At 67.0% G+C, this 17,939-nt stretch carries 9 protein-coding genes; 3 read left to right on the top strand and 6 right to left on the bottom strand.

The window, feature by feature from the left end; all coding sequences use genetic code 11:
• Positions 1-47: 47 nt before the first annotated feature.
• Positions 48-1,994, top strand: coding sequence for an alpha/beta hydrolase family protein (locus tag NX778_RS00915; RefSeq protein ID WP_258809809.1), 1,947 nt, complete (start codon positions 48-50; stop codon positions 1,992-1,994).
• A 183-nt stretch (positions 1,995-2,177) separates the two neighbouring features.
• On the opposite strand, the gene NX778_RS00910 is transcribed toward NX778_RS00915, so the two are convergent.
• Complete coding sequence (locus NX778_RS00910) at positions 2,178-4,316, bottom strand: S46 family peptidase (RefSeq protein WP_258809808.1); 2,139 nt, start codon at positions 4,314-4,316, stop codon at positions 2,178-2,180.
• A gap of 212 nt (positions 4,317-4,528) precedes the next feature.
• Between NX778_RS00910 and NX778_RS00905 the strand changes: the two genes are divergently transcribed.
• Entirely contained in the window at positions 4,529-5,530 is a 1,002-nt protein-coding gene (locus NX778_RS00905; RefSeq protein ID WP_258809807.1) for a bile acid:sodium symporter family protein, read from the top strand.
• 97 nt (positions 5,531-5,627) lie between these two features.
• On the opposite strand, the gene NX778_RS00900 is transcribed toward NX778_RS00905, so the two are convergent.
• A complete protein-coding gene (locus tag NX778_RS00900; protein WP_370661296.1) occupies positions 5,628-7,277 on the bottom strand; it encodes a M28 family metallopeptidase in 1,650 nt (549 codons plus the stop codon).
• Positions 7,278-7,439: 162 nt separating this feature from the next.
• Here NX778_RS00900 and NX778_RS00895 point away from each other — a divergent pair, with 162 nt between their 5' ends.
• Positions 7,440-8,501, top strand: coding sequence for an alpha/beta fold hydrolase (locus NX778_RS00895; protein WP_258809806.1), 1,062 nt, complete (start codon positions 7,440-7,442; stop codon positions 8,499-8,501).
• 117 nt (positions 8,502-8,618) lie between these two features.
• Here NX778_RS00895 and NX778_RS00890 read toward each other — a convergent pair whose 3' ends face one another.
• From NX778_RS00890 to NX778_RS00875, 4 genes are read right to left on the bottom strand one after another with little or no spacing between them, the layout of a single operon-like run.
• The gene (locus NX778_RS00890) at positions 8,619-10,019 is read right to left on the bottom strand and encodes an efflux transporter outer membrane subunit (RefSeq protein ID WP_258809805.1); all 1,401 of its coding nucleotides are present in this window, start codon (positions 10,017-10,019) and stop codon (positions 8,619-8,621) included.
• 14 nt (positions 10,020-10,033) lie between these two features.
• A complete protein-coding gene (locus NX778_RS00885) occupies positions 10,034-13,288 on the bottom strand; it encodes an efflux RND transporter permease subunit (RefSeq protein ID WP_258809804.1) in 3,255 nt (1,084 codons plus the stop codon).
• Positions 13,285-16,380: an efflux RND transporter permease subunit gene (locus NX778_RS00880; RefSeq protein WP_258809803.1), complete on the bottom strand. Its 3,096-nt coding sequence runs from the start codon at positions 16,378-16,380 to the stop codon at positions 13,285-13,287. The genes NX778_RS00885 and NX778_RS00880 overlap by 4 nt, the downstream gene beginning before the upstream one ends.
• A gap of 12 nt (positions 16,381-16,392) precedes the next feature.
• A complete protein-coding gene (locus NX778_RS00875) occupies positions 16,393-17,892 on the bottom strand; it encodes an MdtA/MuxA family multidrug efflux RND transporter periplasmic adaptor subunit (RefSeq protein WP_258809802.1) in 1,500 nt (499 codons plus the stop codon).
• Positions 17,893-17,939 lie beyond the last annotated feature (47 nt).

The raw sequence follows: 17,939 nt of genomic DNA, 5'->3' as shown, positions 1-17,939 counted from the left end.
CTCGTATACTCGACGATCGTTCCAATAACTATTACAGAGGAGTCTCGATGCGTTTGCGTTCCCTCGCCGTCTGCGCCACGCTGCTCGCGCTGCACATCCCGTCGTTCGGCGCATCCAAGGTACCGCTTGCCGCGTTCGTCCACGAGGACACCTACTCGCATCCGCGCCTGGCCCCGGACGGCAAACACATCGCCGTGACCGTGCGCATGCCGTCGGGCGACCGCACGGTGCCGGTGGTGACCGTATATTCGCTGCCTGACCTGAAGATCACCGGCGCGATCCGCATGCCTGCGTTCGACGTGCCGCTCGACGTGCGCTGGGTCAGCAACGAACGCATCGTCATCGCCACTGGCAAGGAGCTCGGATCGCGCGAGCGTCCGGTGTCGACCGGCGAACTTCTGGCGGCGAACCTGGACGGCACCAGGCAGGAGTACCTGTACGGCTACCAGATGTTCAAGCTGTCGCGGCGCGGCGACCGTTACGGCGACGACTACGGCTTCGGCTCCATCCAGGCCATCCCTTCAACACCGAACAATCACCTGTTCGTAAGCTCGCATCTTTGGCAAGGCGGCAGCAGCCAGTTGTATGACATCGACAGCGCCGGCGCCACGCGCAAGCTGCTGGCCAGCCTGTCGATGCAGGACCTCGACTTCGTCATCCAGAACGACGGCACGCCGCGATTCGCCTACGGCCGTGGCGATGACGGCTGGGTTGTCATGTTCCGGCATAACGATGCAAATGGCGCGTGGGACAAGCTGGCCGACAACCGCGGCCGCGTCTACGCGCCATTCGTGTTCGAACCCGGCGACAAGGCCTTCTACGCGCGCTATTCGCCGAAAGGCGCCCCTGACCTGATCGTGCGCGAGAGCCTGGCCGACGGCAGCCGCACGACGCTGTACGAGAATCCGAACGCCGATCCCACCAACATCCAGTTCGACTCGCATGCCATTCCCATCGCGGCCTCGTCTTCGGTCGGCATGCCGGCCATGCGCTACTTCGACGAGAACAACGCCGACGTCAAGCTGCACAAACTGCTCTCTTCGCAGTTCCCCGGCAGCGTGGTGCACTTCATCGACTTCACGCAGGACGGCAACGTGCTGCTGTTCGGCGTAGCGAGCGACCGCGATCCCGGCGAGTTCTACCTGTTCGACCGCCGCTCCGGCAAGGCTGATCTGCTGTTCTCGGGGCTGGAAGCAATCAATCCGGACGAGATGGCCGAGCGCCGGCCGATCAGCTTCAAGACGCGCGACGGCCACAATATGTTCGGCTACCTGACGATGCCGGCGCATGCGGCTGGCACCAAGGTACCGCTGGTCGTGATGCCACATGGCGGTCCGCACGGCATCTCGGACGAGTGGTACTTCGACCTCGATTCGCAATTCCTCGCCAGCCGCGGCTACGCGGTGCTGCAGGTGAACTACCGCGGCTCAGGCGGACGTGGCGTCAACTTCATGGAATCCGGTTACCGCCAGTGGGGCAGCAAAGTCCAGGACGACATCGTCGATGGCCTGAAGTGGACCATCGCCCAGGGCGAGGTGGACGGCAACCGCGTGTGCTCGTACGGCGTCAGCTTCGGCGGCTACTCGGCGCTCATGCTGGCAGCGCGCGAGCCGTCGATGTTCAAATGCGCGATCGGCTATGCCGGCGTGTACGACCTGAACCTGCTGGCCGCCTCCGACGAATACCGCGCCAACAAGACGGCGCAGAGCGTCATCGCCCGCTACATCGGCACCGACAAGCAGGAACTGGACCGCAACTCGCCGGTGTCGCTGGCGGCGCAGATCAAGGCGCCGGTGCTGCTGGTCCACGGCGGCAAGGACAAGCGCGCGCCGGTGCAGCACGCCGAAGAGATGCGCGAGGCGCTGACCAAGGCCGGCAACGCGCCCGAGTGGCTGCTGGCGCCGAACGAGGGGCACGGGTTCTACGACACCGCGAACCGTACCGCTTTCTACGAGAAGCTGGAAGCTTTCCTGGCCAGGAACATCGGCAAATAGGCGCAAAAAAAGCCGCGCGGTGCTCGACCCGCGCGGCTTCCCATTCGAGCCGTCATTCCCGCGAAAGCGGGAATCCCATTCAGTCGCGTGCCACTATCGCTTAACGCTAGCTCGTACCGTAGAAAATGGGGTTCCCCGCTTTCGCGGGAACGACGTTCGTAGTACTGCTAAAGCCTGTGGCGCTTACTTCTTCGGATACTTGACCGTCATCTCCCTGATCACGTTATCCGCGTGATCGACCTGCTTCATCACCCACAGCATGTAGCGGATATCGACGTGGATCGCACGCGTGATCGCGCTGTCGAAGTACCAGTCCTTGGTGATCGATTCGTAGGTCGAATCGAAATTCAACCCGATCAGTTCGCCGCGCTTGTTCATCACCGCCGAACCGGAATTGCCGCCGGTCGTATCAGCCGTCGACAGGAAGTTCACCGGCACCGTGCCCAGCACCGGATCCTTGAACACGTCGTAGCGCTTGCCCTTGATCGCATCCTGCAGGTTGGCCGGCGCCACGAAGGGCTCACGGCCGGTCGCCTTCTCCATGATGCCTTCCACCGTCGTGAACGGCCCCTTGGTGATGCCATCTTTCGGCACATACGGCGCCACGGTGCCGTAGGTCACGCGCAGGGTCGAGTTGGCGTCCGGGTAGACCGGCTTGCCGAGCGACTTCTTCCACTCGATGACCGCGGCCATGTACTGCGGGATCACGCGCTCCAGGTTGCCGTCCACTTCCTTGCGCTGCTCTTCGACCGCATTGGCGGCGTCGTACATGCGCACTGCGAGCTGGATGAACGGGTCATCCGATTTGCGGAATGCTTCGGGATCCTTGCCGATCCACGCGAGGCGCTTGGCGGTGTCGGACAGCTCGGTCGACTTGTACATCGCCTCCAGCTGGGAGGACGCCGGCAGCAGCGCGTCCAGTCCCTGCGGGCGCGTCTTCGGATCGAGCTTGGCATAGCGCGCCAGCGCGGCCGAATAGCGCGCACGGTCCACGCTTGGCACGAAGGACTGCTCCAGGCGCGACAGGCGCGCCTTGATGAAGGAGAGGTCGCGCTCCTGGTAGCCGGCCTCGCGCTGGGCGTCCGGCTTCTGGCGTTCCAGCGCCAGCTTGTACAGGGTGCGCGCGCTCTTGAGCATGTCGCTGTGAGTGGCTTCGCCCAGCGCGAACTCCTCGCGCGACGCGGCCATGTCGGCGCCGATCACGCCGTCCAGGTCCGCCAGCAGCGTCTTCGAACCGCTGCCGTGCTGCTTGTACCAGCGGCGGAACTCGGCGTCCTGGGTGTCCTTGATCGCCGCGATGTCCTTGCGCGCAAAGCCGTCCAGCAGGCCCTTGGTTTTCTTGAGCACGTTGTTGGCGCTCTTGACCACGCTGGCGTAGCGGACGTCGTAATTGGCATTGCCCATGGTCGCGGCGGCGATCACCGACAGGTCGGCCGTGATCGAGTCGACCTTGGCCGGATAGTCGACGTCGCGCGCGAAGCGGATTTCCGACGGCAGCTTGTAGCGGCTGGTGCGGCCCGGGTAACCGGCCAGCAGGATCGGGTCGCCGTTCTTCAGGCCTTCGGCCGACACCACCAGGAAGTCCTTCGACTTGTACGGCACGTTGTCGGGCGACGGGTCGGCCGGGCGGCCGTCCTTGCTGACGTAGGCGCGCAGGAAGGAGAAGTCGCCCACGTGGCGCGGGAACTCGTAGTTGTCGATGTCGCCGCCGAAGTCGCCGATGTGGTTGGACGGCGCGTAGACCAGGCGCACGTCGCGGATCATCAGCTGCTTGATACGGTAGTACTCCAGGCCGCGGTGGAAGGCCGGCACCGAGCAGCGGTAAGCCTTGTCGGTCTCGCACTCGGCGATCAGCTGCTTGATGCGGTTCTCGACCTGCTCGTGGCGCTCCTTGCCCGACAGGTTGGGCGCGAGGCCCTTGAGCACGCGGTCGGTGACGTTCTCCACCTTCTCGGTCACGTACACCAGGGTGTTCGGGCCGCCCGGCAGTTCTTCGGCGCGGGTCTTGGCCAGGAAGCCGTTGGCGATGTAATTATGTTCAGGGGTCGAGTTGCGCTGGATCGCCGAGTAGCCGCAGTGGTGGTTGGTGACCACCAGGCCGTCGGGCGACACGAACGAAGCCGAGCAGCCGCCGAGCGAGACGATGGCGCTCATCGGGTGCTTCGACAGGTCGGCCAGCTGCTGCGCCGGAATGGTGATGCCGATGCGTTTCAGCTCGGACTTCAGCTGCGGCAGCTGGTGCGGCTGCCATTGGCCTTCGTCGGCATGGGCGGCCGCCGCTGCGCCCAGCAAGGCGACTGGGAGGACAAAAGATTTGAACAAAATGGACCCCTGATAAAAATATATTCGCCGACGCTGGTCCGCTCGTGGCCAACCGGCGTCGATGAATGTTAACAATCAATGAACGAGTATAGCCGTGTTGCGAAACGGTGGAAACGGTTTTCACCGTTAATTCCGGAGAGGCGCCAGCAGGCTGCAGGCGACGCCGGTAAAATGAACGGCCGCCCGGCCCATGTTCTTTCCCTGCCATCCGCATGCCAAGTATTTACGCCGCCTTCACCCGCCAGATGCAGCGCTTCTCGGTGGATTCGTTCACGATCATGCTGCTCATCGTGGTGACGCTGGCGAGCATCGCCCCCGCCAGCGGCGCCACGGCGGTGGCGTTCGGCCATGTCACCACCATCGCCATCGGGCTGCTGTTCTTCCTGCACGGCGCCAAGTTGTCGCGCGAGGCGCTGGTCGAAGGGCTCACCCACTGGCGCCTGCACGTGCTGGTCCTGTGCAGCACCTTCGTCCTGTTCCCGATCCTGGGGCTGCTCATCAAGCCGCTGGCGCTGGCCATGCTCACGCCGGACCTCTACCTGGGCGTGCTGTTCCTGTGCGCGCTGCCGTCGACCGTGCAGTCCTCGATCGCGTTCACCTCGATGGCGCGCGGGAACGTGGCCGCCGCCGTGTGCAGCGCCTCGGCGTCCAACTTCGTGGGCATCTTCATCACGCCGCTGCTGGTCGGCCTGCTGGTGGCGCGCACCAGCTCGGCGGGCGGATCGTCGCTCGACTCGGTGCTGTCCATCGTCGAACAGCTGCTGCTGCCCTTCATCGCGGGCCAGCTGCTGCGGCCGTGGATCGGGCGCTGGGTCGACCGCCACAAACCGATGCTGAAGATCGTCGACCAGGGCTCGATCCTGCTGGTGGTCTACACGGCGTTCAGCGATGCGGTCAACGAGGGGCTATGGCACAAGGTGTCGCTGGGCACGCTGGCGGGCATCCTGGTGATCAGCGCGCTGCTGCTGGCGCTCGCGCTGGGCATCGCGACGCTGGTGAGCCGCAGGCTGGGCTTTTCGAAGGAAGACGAGATCACCATCGTGTTCTGCGGCTCGAAGAAGAGCCTGGCCAGCGGGGTGCCGATGGCGAAGGTGCTGTTCGCGCCCACCTCGTTGGGCATGATCATTTTGCCGCTGATGCTGTTTCACCAGCTGCAGCTGATGGTGTGTGCGGTGCTGGCGCAGCGGTTTGCGCGGCGAAAATCGGCAACCTGAAACCGTCGCCCCGGCGGAGGCCGGGGCCCATGCTGAGTGTGCGATGTAGCGCACTGTCTATGGGTCCCGGCCTTCGCCGGGACGACGGCGCTTGAACTTACTTTCGTTCCGCGACGCTGGCATCACGAGCGGCGCGGAACTCGCTATCCTGCGACCAGTTCGGCCAGTCGCCCGAATCGGCCAGCTGCCGACCCGTCGCATACAACAGCTCCAGGTCGCGCTTCCCGCCCGCGAAGGTCCACTCCGGCCGGAATTCGTCGGACGGCTGGTGGTAGTCGTTGACCCGGTACGCCTCCGCATTCGCCTTGCCCGCCGCGAGACCACCCTGCTCCCAATCCTGCCCGCCCCGGAACGAGATCGCCGGCACGCCGCGCTTGGCGAACGAGAAGTGGTCGGAACGGTAGAAGTAGCCGGCTTCCGGATTCGGATCTGGCGAATACCTGCGGTTCTGCTTCGCCGCCTGCGCGCTGAGGCGATCGAGCAGGTCGAGCTTGGCCACGCCCGAAATCGAGAAATCGCGCGCCGGACCGTTGGGCGCCACGCCGTCCATATTGAATACGCCCGCCGTTTTCGCCAACGGGTACAGCGGATTGGCCGCGTAGTATTCGGAACCGAGCAAGCCCTTCTCTTCCGCGGTCACCGCCAGGAACACCACGCTGCGCGCCGGCGCCGGCTGCTTGCCGTAGGCGCGGCCCAGCTCCATCAGCGCGGCGCTGCCGCTGGCGTTGTCCAGCGCGCCGTTGTAGATCCGGTCGCCCTTGGCGTTGGCCGGGCCGATGCCCAGGTGGTCCCAGTGCGCCGTGTACATCACGTATTCCTCCGGCCGCTTGCTGCCGCGCTTGAGCGCGACCACGTTCTTCGACTTGATCACCTTGGCGTCGACCGCGAAGCGCGCGCTCATGGTCACGCCCTTGAGTTCGATGGGCTTGAAGTCGCGGCTTCGCGCGGCCAGCTTGGCCTGCTCGAAATCGAGCCCGGCGCGCTTGAACAGGTCCACCGCCAGGTCACGCTGGATCCACGATTCGATGGGCGCATGCTCGCTAGCGGCGTCCTTGCGCACGATGTCGTACTGGACGATGGTGTTCGAGTTCTTCACGGTCGGCCAGCCATACGAGGCCGGCGCGCTCTCGTGCACGATCAGCGTGCCGAGCGCGCCCCGGCGCGCCATCTCTTCGTACTTGTAGGTCCAGCGGCCGTAGAAGGTCATCGCCTTTCCGCCGAAGTCGCCCTCGCCGGTCTCGAAATCCGGATCGTTGATCAGCACGACCGCCAGCTTGCCCTTCAGGTCCAGGTCCTTGAAGTCGTCCCAGTTGCGTTCCGGCGCGGTGACGCCGTAGCCGACGAAGACCAGCGGCGCGTTCGCGATGTCGACCTGCGACTGGCCGTTTTCGGCCGGACGGATCGCGATCTCCTGGCCCTGCGTGAGCGTGACGGTCTGCTTGCCGTCGCTGATGCTGGCTGCGACGGGTCCCGTGATCTCGAAGCGGCCGAGCGGCACGTCCTGCGTCCAGCTGCGCTCGCCGCCCACCAGGTCGCCGCCCGGCTGCAGGCCCGCGGCCTTGAACTGCCTGACGAGATAATCGACCGTCTTCGTTTCACCCGCGGTGTTGGGGCCGCGCCCTTCGAATGCGTCGGAAGACAGCGCCTTCACGTCTTGCAGCATGCGCTGCGCGTCGATCTTTGGCGGAGTGGCGGCCTGCGCCGCGGCGGCGGCGAACATGGCCAGGACAATGGTTTTCTGTTTCACGCAAATGTCTCGTTGGCTGGGCTTCGGTGGCGTCAATACGAGTGACGGAACTCGGCAAAATGCGCATCAAAGTATCGATTGAAAAATTTCCACTGTCAAACGTGCATGGTCGACCAACTCGACTTATAGTGGCCGCTCCGACAGTCCATCCGCACGCCGCACATGACCAAGAGACTTCTCGCCGCCACGCTCCTGTCCACCCTCGCCTTTACCGCGCAGGGCGCCGACTATCCGGCGCCGGCGGAACGCGATTTCTTCATCAAGGACTTCCGCTTCCAGTCCGGCGAATCGCTGCCCGAGCTGAAGATCCACTACCGCACGCTCGGCGCGCCGCAACGCGACGCGCACGGCAAGGTGACCAACGCGGTGCTGATCACGCACGGCACCGGCGGCACCGGCGCCCAGTTCATGCGGCCCGAATTCGCGGGCGAGTTGTTCCGGCCGGGCGGCGCGCTGGACGTGGCGCGCTACTACGTGATCCTCACCGACGGCATCGGCATCGGCGGCTCCAGCAAACCGAGCGACGGCCTGCGTGCGCGCTTCCCGCACTACGGCTACCGCGACATGGTCGACGCCCAGTACAAGCTGCTGACCGAAGGGTTGGGCGTGAACCACCTGAAGCTGGTGATGGGTACCTCGATGGGCGGCATGCAAACCTGGGTGTGGGGCGAGCGCTATCCCGGCTTCATGGACGCGCTGATGCCGCTGGCGAGCCTGCCGGACCAGATCTCGGGCCGCAACCGCGCCTGGCGGCGGGTGGTGATCGACGCCATCCGCCACGACCCGACCTGGCAAGGCGGCGATTACAGCACGCAGCCGCAAAGCCTGCGCACCGCAGCCGAGATGCTGTTCTTCATGAGCAGTAACCCGGTGCTGCGCCAGCAGCAGATGCCGACGCTGGCGGCGTCCGACAAGGAGCTCGACCACTACGTCGACGGCGCGATGAAATCGATGGATGCGAACGACCTGCTATACGCGATCGAGGCATCGTGGGATTACGATCCGAAGCCGGGACTGGAGAAGATCGAGGCGCCTCTCATCGCGGTCAACACCGCGGATGACCTGATCAATCCGCCGGAGCTGGGCATCCTCGAAAAAGAGATCATGCGCGTCAAGCGCGGCAAGGCGGTGGTGCTGCCGCTGACGCCGGAGACGCGCGGGCATGGGAGCCACACGGTGGCGAAGTTGTGGGAGCGGTATCTGGAAGAACTCCTCTCCAACTAACGTAAAACCGTCGTCCCCGCGAAGGCGGGGACCCATGCTGAGTGTGCGGTTACGCTGCTTCAGCCATTGTCGCAAACTGCCTATGGGTCCCCGCCTTCGCGGGGACGACGGCGTCAATTACTGCGGCTCGTGCCACCCGCCACCCAGCGCCTGGATCAGCGACACCGCCGCCGACTGCCGGTCCGACTGCACCTGCACCAGGTTGCGGCGCGCGTTCAGCGCGGTCACCTGGGCGTTGATCACGTCGGTGTAGCTCACCTGCCCCGCCTTGTAGCGGTTCACCATCTGCTGCTCGACCTGGTCGGCGGCCTCGGAGGCCTGGCGCCGCAGGTCCTGCTGGCTGGCCAGCACGCGCGATGCGGACAGCTGGTCCTCGACGTTCTGGAACGCCGCCAGCACCGTCTGCCGATAGCGCGCCGCAGCCTGGCGCTGGCCCGCTTCCGCACCTGACACCGCAGCACCGGTGGCACCCGCATTGAACAAGGTCTCCGCCGCCGAGAACCCGAAGGACCACACGGCGTTCGACACCTTGAACAGGTCCGCAAACGAATGCGTCGAACCGGTGCCGTAGCTGGCCGTCAGGCCGATATTAGGGAAGTAGGCGGAACGTGCCACGCCGATCTGCGCGTTGGCGGCGGCCACACGGCGCTCGGAAGCGGCGATGTCCGGGCGGCGCTGCAGCAGCGTCGACGGCACGCCCACCGGCACTTCCGGCACCACCACCTGCCAGGTGGCCGTCGGCGCGATTGCAAATTCGGCCGGCGCCTTGCCGGCCAGGACCGCGATCGCATGTTCGAGCTGGGCGCGCTGGCGCACCACGGCCTGCTGGTCGGCCTGCGCATTGGCGAGCTGGGTCTGGGCCTGCAGCACGTCCGAATGCGCGGCGATGCCGGCCTTGTAGCGGTTGGTGGTGATCTGCAGCGCGCGCTGGTAGCCTTCGATGGTAGTGTTCAGCAGCGCCAGCGTGGCGTCGCTGGCGCGCAGCGAGAAGTAGTCGGCGGCCAGCTCGCCCTGCGCCGACAGGCGCGCGGAGGCCAGGTCGGCCTGGCTGGCCTGGGCGCTGGCCTGCGCGGCCGAGACGTTGGCGCGCAGGCGGCCCCACACGTCCGGCTCCCAGCTGCCGCCGATGTCGAGGTTGTAGCGGTTGCCGGCCCCGGCCTCGCCGCCGCCCGTGCGATTGGCGCTGGTGTTCAGCGACACGCTCGGGAACAGCGACGCACGCTGCTGCTGCACCAGCGCGCGCGCCTGGTCGTAGGCCGCGACGGCCGCCGCCACGGTCTGGTTCGAGACGTCCACGTTCTCCACCAGCCCGGTCAGCACCGGGTCGTTGAACAGCATCCACCACTGGCCGCGTTCGAGCGTGTCGGCGGGCGCCGCCGGCACCCAGCCTTGCGCTTCCTTGAACGCGAGCGGCTGCGGCGTGGACGGCGTGTGGTAGGCCGGCGTCACCGAGCAGCCGGCCAGCAGGGAGGCGGACAAGGCCAGCAGATGCAGGCGGTGGGTCGGTTTGGTTCGCATACGGGTACTCATGGTCAGGTGGACTGTGCTTCTTCGAGCGGGTGGCGCACGAGCTCGTGCTCCGACGCGCTGCGGCGGCGCAGCTTGTCGAGCAGGACGTACACCACCGGGGTGGTCAGGAGCGTGAGCAGCTGGCTGGCGATCAGGCCGCCGATGATGGCGATGCCGAGCGGCTGGCGCAGTTCATAGCCTTCGCCGAAGCCGATCGCGAGCGGCAAGGCGCCCAGCGCCGCGGCCAGGGTGGTCATCAGGATCGGGCGGAAGCGCAGCAGGCAGGCCTCGCGCACCGCTTCGGTGGCGGACAGGCCGCGCGCGCGTTCCGCTTCCAGCGCGAAGTCGATGATCAGGATCGCGTTCTTCTTCACGATGCCGATCAGGAGGAACACGCCGATCAGCGCGATGATCGAGAACTCCATCTTGAACATCAGCAGCGCCAGCACCGCGCCCACGCCGGCCGATGGCAAGGTGCTGAGCACCGTCACCGGGTGCACCAGGCTCTCGTACAAAATGCCGAGCACGATGTAGATCACCACCAGCGCGGCCGCGATCAGGAGCGGCTGCTGCTGGTTCGATTGCTGCGCCGCCTGCGCCGTGCCGGCGAAGCTGCCGCGCACATTGGTCGGCATGCCGATGTCGGCTTCGGCCTGGCGCACGGCGGCCTGGCCGTCCGACAGGCTGTAGCCTTCCGCGAGGTTGAACGACACCGTGGTGGCCAGCTCGCCGTCCTGGTGGTTGACGGAGCTCGGCGTGGCGCGTTCGGCGAACTTCGAAATCGCCGACAGCGGCACCATGGTGGTGAGCTTGCTGGAGATCGCCGAGCCTGAGGCCGGGTCGCGCGCCGCAGTCAGGTTGGTGGGCGCGGCCGGCGCGCCGTTGGTGCTGGCCGTCGACGTCGTCGCAGTGCGCGTGGTGCTGGTGGCCGCGGGTTTGGCGCTGCCGGACGAGGGCACGTACACGTCGGTCAGCGCCACCGGCGACTGCGCGTACTGCTGCGCCACGCCCATGATCACGTGGTACTGGTTCAGCTCCGAATAGATGTTGGCGACCTGGCGCTGGCCGAAGGCGTCGTACATGGCGTTGTCGACGTCGCGCGTGTTGATGCCCAGGCGCGCCGCGCTCTCCTTGTCGATGCTGACATAGGTCTCCACGCCGTTGTCGGCCTGGTCGGTGTCGACGTCGGTCAGCGCAGGCTGGCTCTTCATGGCATCGGCCAGCTTGGTCGCCCACAGCTTGAGGTCGGCCCGGTTGTCGGCCTTGAGCGTGTACTGGTAGGTCGAGTTGCTGGAGCGGCCACCCATGCGCAGGTCCTGCACGGGATTGAGGAACAGCTGCACGCCGGTGACCCGCGCCAGCTTGGGCCGCAGGCGCGCGATCACGGCCTGGCCGCTGTCCTTGCGCTCGCCGACCGGCTTGAGGTTCATGAACATGAAGCCGCCGCCGGCGCGCGAACCGCCGGTGAAGCCGACCACGGTGTCGACCGCCGGATCGCTCTTGATGATGTTGACCAGCTGGCGCAGCTTGCCCTGCATGGCCTGGAAGGAGATGCTCTGGTCGGCGCGCATGCCGCCGTTGATCTGGCCGCTGTCCTGCTGCGGGAAAAAGCCCTTGGGCGCGGCGGCGAACAGGAACACATTCAGGCACACCACGAACAGCAGGATGATCATCACCAGCAGCTTGCTGTCGAGCGCCCAGTCGAGCGCGTGTTCGTAGGTGCGCAGCACGCGCGCGAAGCCGCGTTCGGCCGCGGCGGAAAAGCGGTTCGGCTTCTTGTGCGTCACGTTCCGCTTGAGCAGCCAGGCGCACAGCATCGGCGTGGTGGTCAGCGAGATCACCAGCGAGATCAGCACCGCGGCCGACAGCGTGACCGCGAATTCGCGGAACAGCCGGCCCACCTGCCCGCCCATGAACAGCAAGGGGATGAACACCGCCACCAGCGACAGGCTGATCGACAGCACCGTGAAGCCGACTTCGCGCGCGCCCAGCAGGGCCGCCTTCATGCGGTCCATGCCGTGCTCGATGTGGCGGCTGGTGTTCTCCAGCACCACGATGGCGTCGTCGACCACGAAGCCGGTGGCCACCGTCAGCGCCATCAGCGACAGGTTATTCAGGCTGAAGCCGAGCGCGTACATCACGCCAAAGGTGCCCAGCAGCGACACGATGGTGGCTACGGCCGGCACCACGGTCGCGCGGATCGAGCGCAGGAACACGCTCACCACCAGCACCACCAGCAGCACCGAGATGATCAGCGTCAGCTCGACTTCATGCAGCGAGGCGCGGATCGAGCTGGTGCGGTCGGACGCCACCTGCAAGGTCACGTCGCCGGGCAGCTGCGCCTGCAGCGTCGGCAGCAAGGCGCGCACGCCGTCGACGGTCTGGATCACGTTGGCCCCCGGCTGCAGCGTGATCAGCACGATGATCGCGGGCTTGCCGTTGAAGAGGCCCAGCGTGTTGACGTTCTCGACGCCGTCGTACACGGTGGCGATGTCCTGCAGCCGGATCGGCGCGCCGTTGCGCCAGGCGACGATCAGGCCGGAATAGTCGGCGGCGTAGCGCCCGCCGGTGGGCGTGTTGGCCTGGGTGTAGATCTGCAGCCGGGTGCCATGCGCCTCGACCGCGCCCTTGGGCCGGTTCGGGTTGCTGGCCTGGAGCGCGGAACGCACGTCCTCGGCCGCCACGCCGTATTTGTTGAGCAGGTAGGGATTCAGGTCGACCCGCACCGCCGGCAGCGAGCCGCCGCCGATCTCGACGTCGCCCACGCCCTGCACCTGCGCCACCTGCTGCTGCACCAGGTTCGACACCTCGTCGTAGATCTGGCCCGGGGTACGGGTGCGCGAGGTCAGCGCCAGGATCAGCACCGGCGCGTCGGACGGGTTGGCCTTGCGATAGGTCGGGTTGCTGCGCAGCGTGGACGGCAAGTCGGCGCGCGAGGCGTTGATTGCGGCCTGCACTTCGCGCGCGGCCGAATCGATCTTGCGGTTCAGGTCGAACTGCAGCGTCACCCGGGTCGAGCCGTTGCCGCTGTTCGAGGTCATTTCGTTGACGCCGGCGATCACGCCCAGGCGGCGCTCCAGCGGTGTCGCGACCGAGGTGGCCATGGTGTCGGGGCTGGCGCCCGGCAGGTTCGCGCTGACCGAGATCACCGGGTAGTCGACCTGGGGCAGGGGCGCCACCGGCAGCACGAAGAATGCCGCCACGCCCGCCAGCGCCAGGCCGAGCGTCAGCAGCACCGTGCCGATCGGCCGGCGGACGAACCAGTGCGACAAATTCATGCGCCGACCTCGCGCGACTTGGCCGGTTCACGGCCGGACCAGCGGCGCGCCATGCGGTCGAAGGCCAGGTAGATCACCGGGGTGGTGAACAGCGTGAGCAGCTGGCTGACGATCAGGCCGCCGAAGATCGACAGGCCCAGCGGCCGGCGCAGCTCGGCGCCCTGGCCGAAGCCGAGCATCAGCGGGACCGCCGCGAACAGCGCCGCCAGGGTGGTCATCAGGATCGGGCGGAAGCGCAGCATCGCGGCCTGGTGGATCGCCACGCGTGGGCTCTTGCCTTCGTCGCGCTCGGCCTCGATCGCGAAGTCGATCATCATGATCGCGTTCTTCTTGACGATGCCGATCAGGAGGATGATGCCGATGATGCCGATCACGTCCAGGCCCTTCCCGGTGACCATCAGCGCCAGCAGCGCGCCCACGCCGGCCGACGGCAGCGTCGACAGGATGGTCAGCGGGTGGATGTAGCTTTCGTACAGCACGCCGAGCACGATGTACACGCAGACCACCGCCGCCAGGATCAGCCACAGCTGGTTGGTGAGCGAGGCCTGGTAGGCGCCAGACGCGCCGAGGAAGGTCAGGGTCACGGACGGCGGCAGCTTGATGTCGGCCGCGGCCTCGTGGATCGCCTCCACTGCCTGCCCCAGCTTGTAGCCGGTCGCGGTGTCGAAGCCGACCGTGGTGGCCGGGTACTGGGCCACGTGGGTGATCTGCAGCGGCGCCGGTTGCTCCTGCACGCTGGCGATCGCGTCGAGCGGCGTCGGCTGGCCCGAACCGGTGCGCAGCTGCAGGCGCTTGAGCGCGTCGACCGACATCTGGTCGCTCTGGGTCGCCTCCAGGATCACGCGGTACTGGTTGGTCTCGGTGAAGATGGTGGACACGATGCGCTGGCCGAAGGCGCTGTACAGCGCGTCGTCGATGCTGGACGCGGTGACCGACATGCGCGAGGCGCTGTCGCGGTCGATGTTGACGAAGGCCGCGGCCCCGGTGGCGCCGGCGTCGGTGACCACGTTGCGCAGCTGCTTCTGCTGGCGCATGCGCTGGGCCAGCGCATTGGCCCACTTGGTCACGGTGGCGGTGTCGGCGCCCTCGATCGACAGGCGGTACTGGGTCGGCCCGGTCTCGGCGTCGATGGTCAGGTCCTGGGTCGGCTGCACGTACAGCGTCAGGCCTGCCACCTGGCCGACGCGGCGCCGCAGGTCGTCCATCAGGGCCTTCTGGTCGCGGTGGCCGTCCTTCAGGTTGATCAGCATGCTGCCGGTGTTGAGCATGGTGTTGTTGGCGGCGTCCACGCCCACTGTGGAGCTGAGCGATTGCACGTCCGGGTCGGCCAGGATCGCCTGTGCCGCCTGCTGCTGCAGGGCCGCCATGTTCTCGTACGAGATGCCGTCGCGGGCCTGGACGCGCGCTTGCAGCTGGCCGGTGTCCTGGGTCGGGAACAGGCCCTTCGGGATGTAAATGTACAGGAGCGCGGTCAGCACCAGGGTGCCCAGCGCCACCAGCAGCGTCAGCGCCTGGCGGTCCAGCACCCAGTTGAGCATGTAGTCGTAGTGGTGGATCACGCGGTCGAACATGGCCTGGAAGCGCTTCGCGAAGCGGCTGGAGTGCTCCTCCGAACCGCTGCGCAGCCAGCGCGCCGACATCATCGGCACCAGGGTCAGCGACACCACCGCCGAGATCAGGATGGTGATCGCCAGCGTCACGGCGAACTCGCGGAACAGGCGACCCACCACGTCACCCATGAACAGCAGCGGGATCAGCACCGCGATCAGCGACACCGTCAGCGAAATGATGGTGAAGCCGATCTGGGTGGCGCCCTTGATCGCGGCGGCCATCGGCTTCTCGCCTTCCTCCAGGTAGCGCGAGATGTTCTCGATCATGACGATGGCGTCGTCGACCACGAAGCCGGTGGCGATGGTGAGCGCCATCAGCGACAGGTTGTTCAGGCTGTAGCCGAGCAGGTACATCACGCCGAAGGTGCCGACCAGCGAGATCGGCACGGCCAGGCTGGCGATCACGGTCGCGCGCAGGCTGTGCAGGAAAGCGAAGATCACCAGCACCACCAGCACCACGGCCAGCACCAGCTCGAACTGCACGTGCTCGACCGAGGAGCGGATGCCGGCAGTGCGATCGGACAGCACGCTCACCTGCAGGCCCGGCGGTAGGCTCGATTGCAGTTCCGGCAGGCGCTGCTTGATCGCGTCCACGGTCTGGATCACGTTGGCGCCCGGCTGGCGCTGCACGTTGAGGATGATCGCCGGCTGCATATTGGCCCAGGCGCCCAGCTTCACGTTCTCGGCGCTGTTGACTACCTTGGCCACGTCCGACAGGCGCACCGGCGCGCCGTTGCGGTAGGCGACGATCAGGTTCTGGTAGTCGGGGACAGTGAGCAGTTGGTCGTTGGCGTTGATGGTGTAGGCGCGCGCCGGACCATCGAAGCTGCCCTTGGCGCTGTTGGCGTTGGCGGCGGTGATCGCGCTGCGCAGGGTGTCCAGTCCCAGGCCGTACGATGCCAGCAGGCCGGTGTCGGCCTGGATCCGCACCGCCGGCCGCTGGCCGCCCTGCAGCGTGACCAGGCCCACGCCCGATACCTGCGAGATCTTCAGCGCCAGGCGCGTGTTGACCAGGTTCTGCACGTCGGTCAGCGGCATGGTGTTGGAGGTGATCGCAAGCGTCAGCACCGGCGCGTCGGCCGGGTTGACCTTGGCGTACACCGGCGGCGCCGGCAGGTCGGTCGGCAGCAGCGTGGTGCTGGCGTTGATCGCGGCCTGCACTTCCTGCTCGGCGACGTCGAGCGTCTCGCCCAGACTGAACTGCAGCGTGATGACGGAGACGCCGGCGGCGCTGGTGGAGCTCATGCGCTGCAGGCCGGTCATCTGGCCGAAGTTGCGCTCGAGCGGCGCGGTGACGGTGCGCGCCATCACCTCCGGGCTGCCGCCCGGATACAGGGTCTGCACCTGGATGGTCGGGAAATCGACCTGCGGCAGGGCCGACAGCGGCAGGAATTTATAGCCGACCAGGCCGGCGAGCACGATCGCCAGCATTAACAATGCCGTGGCGACCGGCCGGCGAATGAATGGACCGGATGGACTCATGCTGCGCTTCCGTTATTGCGATTGCGAGGGCGACTGGCCTTGCTGCTGGCCGTCGCGGCGGTGGCGGCGCTGGCCGTCCGGGGCGCCCGGCTGGCCGGCGTCGGCGCCGTTCTGCCAGCGGCGGTGGCCGCCGGCGGCATCGGCGCCACCCGGCGCTGCCTGGCCTGCCTGCGGCGCCTGCGCACCTTGTGCACCTTGGCCACCCTGGCCACCCTGGCCGCCGCGCCCGTGCCGGCCGCCCTGCCCGCCGCCCGGCCCGCCCATCTGCGGACGGTCACCCGGCAGCACCACCTTGGCGCCTTCCTTGAGGCGGTCGGCGCCCTCGGTGATCACCTGCTCGCCCGCCTGCACGCCGCTACGCAGCTCGATCTTGTCGACAGTCTGCTGGCCGCGCGTGACCGGGCGCAGCGAGACGGTGCGCTGCGCGCCATTGAGCACGTACACGTAGTCGCCGTCGGCGCCGTGGCGCACGGCGGTCACCGGCACCACCACCGCGTTCTTGATGGTGTCGACCTTCAGGCGCAGGTTGACGAACTGGCTGGGGAACATCTTGTTGTCGTTGTTATCGAAGCGCGCCTTGGCCTTCACGGTGCCGGTCTGGACGTCGACCTGGTTGTCCAGCGCGACGAAGCGGCCGGCGGCCAGGGTGTCGGTGCGGGTGCGGTCGAGCGCGGTGGCAGGCAGCGCCTCCGCCTGGCGGATGCGCGCCTGCAGCAGCGGCAGCTGGTCTTGCGGCACGGTGAACTGCACGTCGATCGGCGACAGCTGGGTGATCACGGCCACGCCGTTGGCGTCATTGCTGCCGACCAGGTTGCCGACGTCGACCGTGCGCAGGCCGACGCGGCCGCTGATCGGCGCCTTCACCTGGGAGTAGTTGAGATTGAGCTTGGCCATGTTCTCGTTGGCGCGGTCGGTCATCACCGTGCCTTCCAGCTGCTTGACCAGCGCGGCCTGGGTATCCACATCCTGGCGCGCGATCGAATCTTCCTTGAGCAGGGTCTGGTAGCGGCCGAGGGTGACGCGGGCGCTGTCGAGCTGGGCCTCGTCGCGCTGGCGCTGGCCGCTGGCCTGCATCAGCGCGATCTGGAACGAGCGCGGATCGATGGTGGCGAGCACCTGGCCGGCGTGCACCAGCTGGCCTTCGCTGTAGTTGACCTTCTGGAGCACGCCCGAGACCTGGGCCCGCACGGTAGTCGTCGCGGTCGCGGTCACGGTGCCGAGCGAGTCGAGGTAGACCGGGATGTCGGCGCGTTCCGCCGTCGCCACGCCCACCGTGGTCGCCGGCATGCCGCCGCGTCCACCAAAGCCGCCGCCACCCGGCCCGCCGGCGCCGCGCCCGCGTCCGCCGCCGCCTTGTCCCGCGCCCGGTGCGGGCGCCTGGTGCGTCAGGTGCCAGGCGAGCGCGCCGAGGCCGACCATGGCCAGGATGGCGATGATGGTCCCGATGACGCGCGAGCGCCGGCTGCGGGGTTGGTGGGTGACTGGCTTTTCTGGTGTGACGGTCGAATCCATGCTCTTCCTTGTTTGCTCGGCCACTGCGCGCGAACTATTTTTCGAAT

Source organism: Massilia terrae (genome assembly GCF_024753145.1).
Lineage (GTDB): Bacteria > Pseudomonadota > Gammaproteobacteria > Burkholderiales > Burkholderiaceae_D > Telluria > Telluria terrae.
This window is presented reverse-complemented; position numbering and strand designations above follow the sequence as displayed.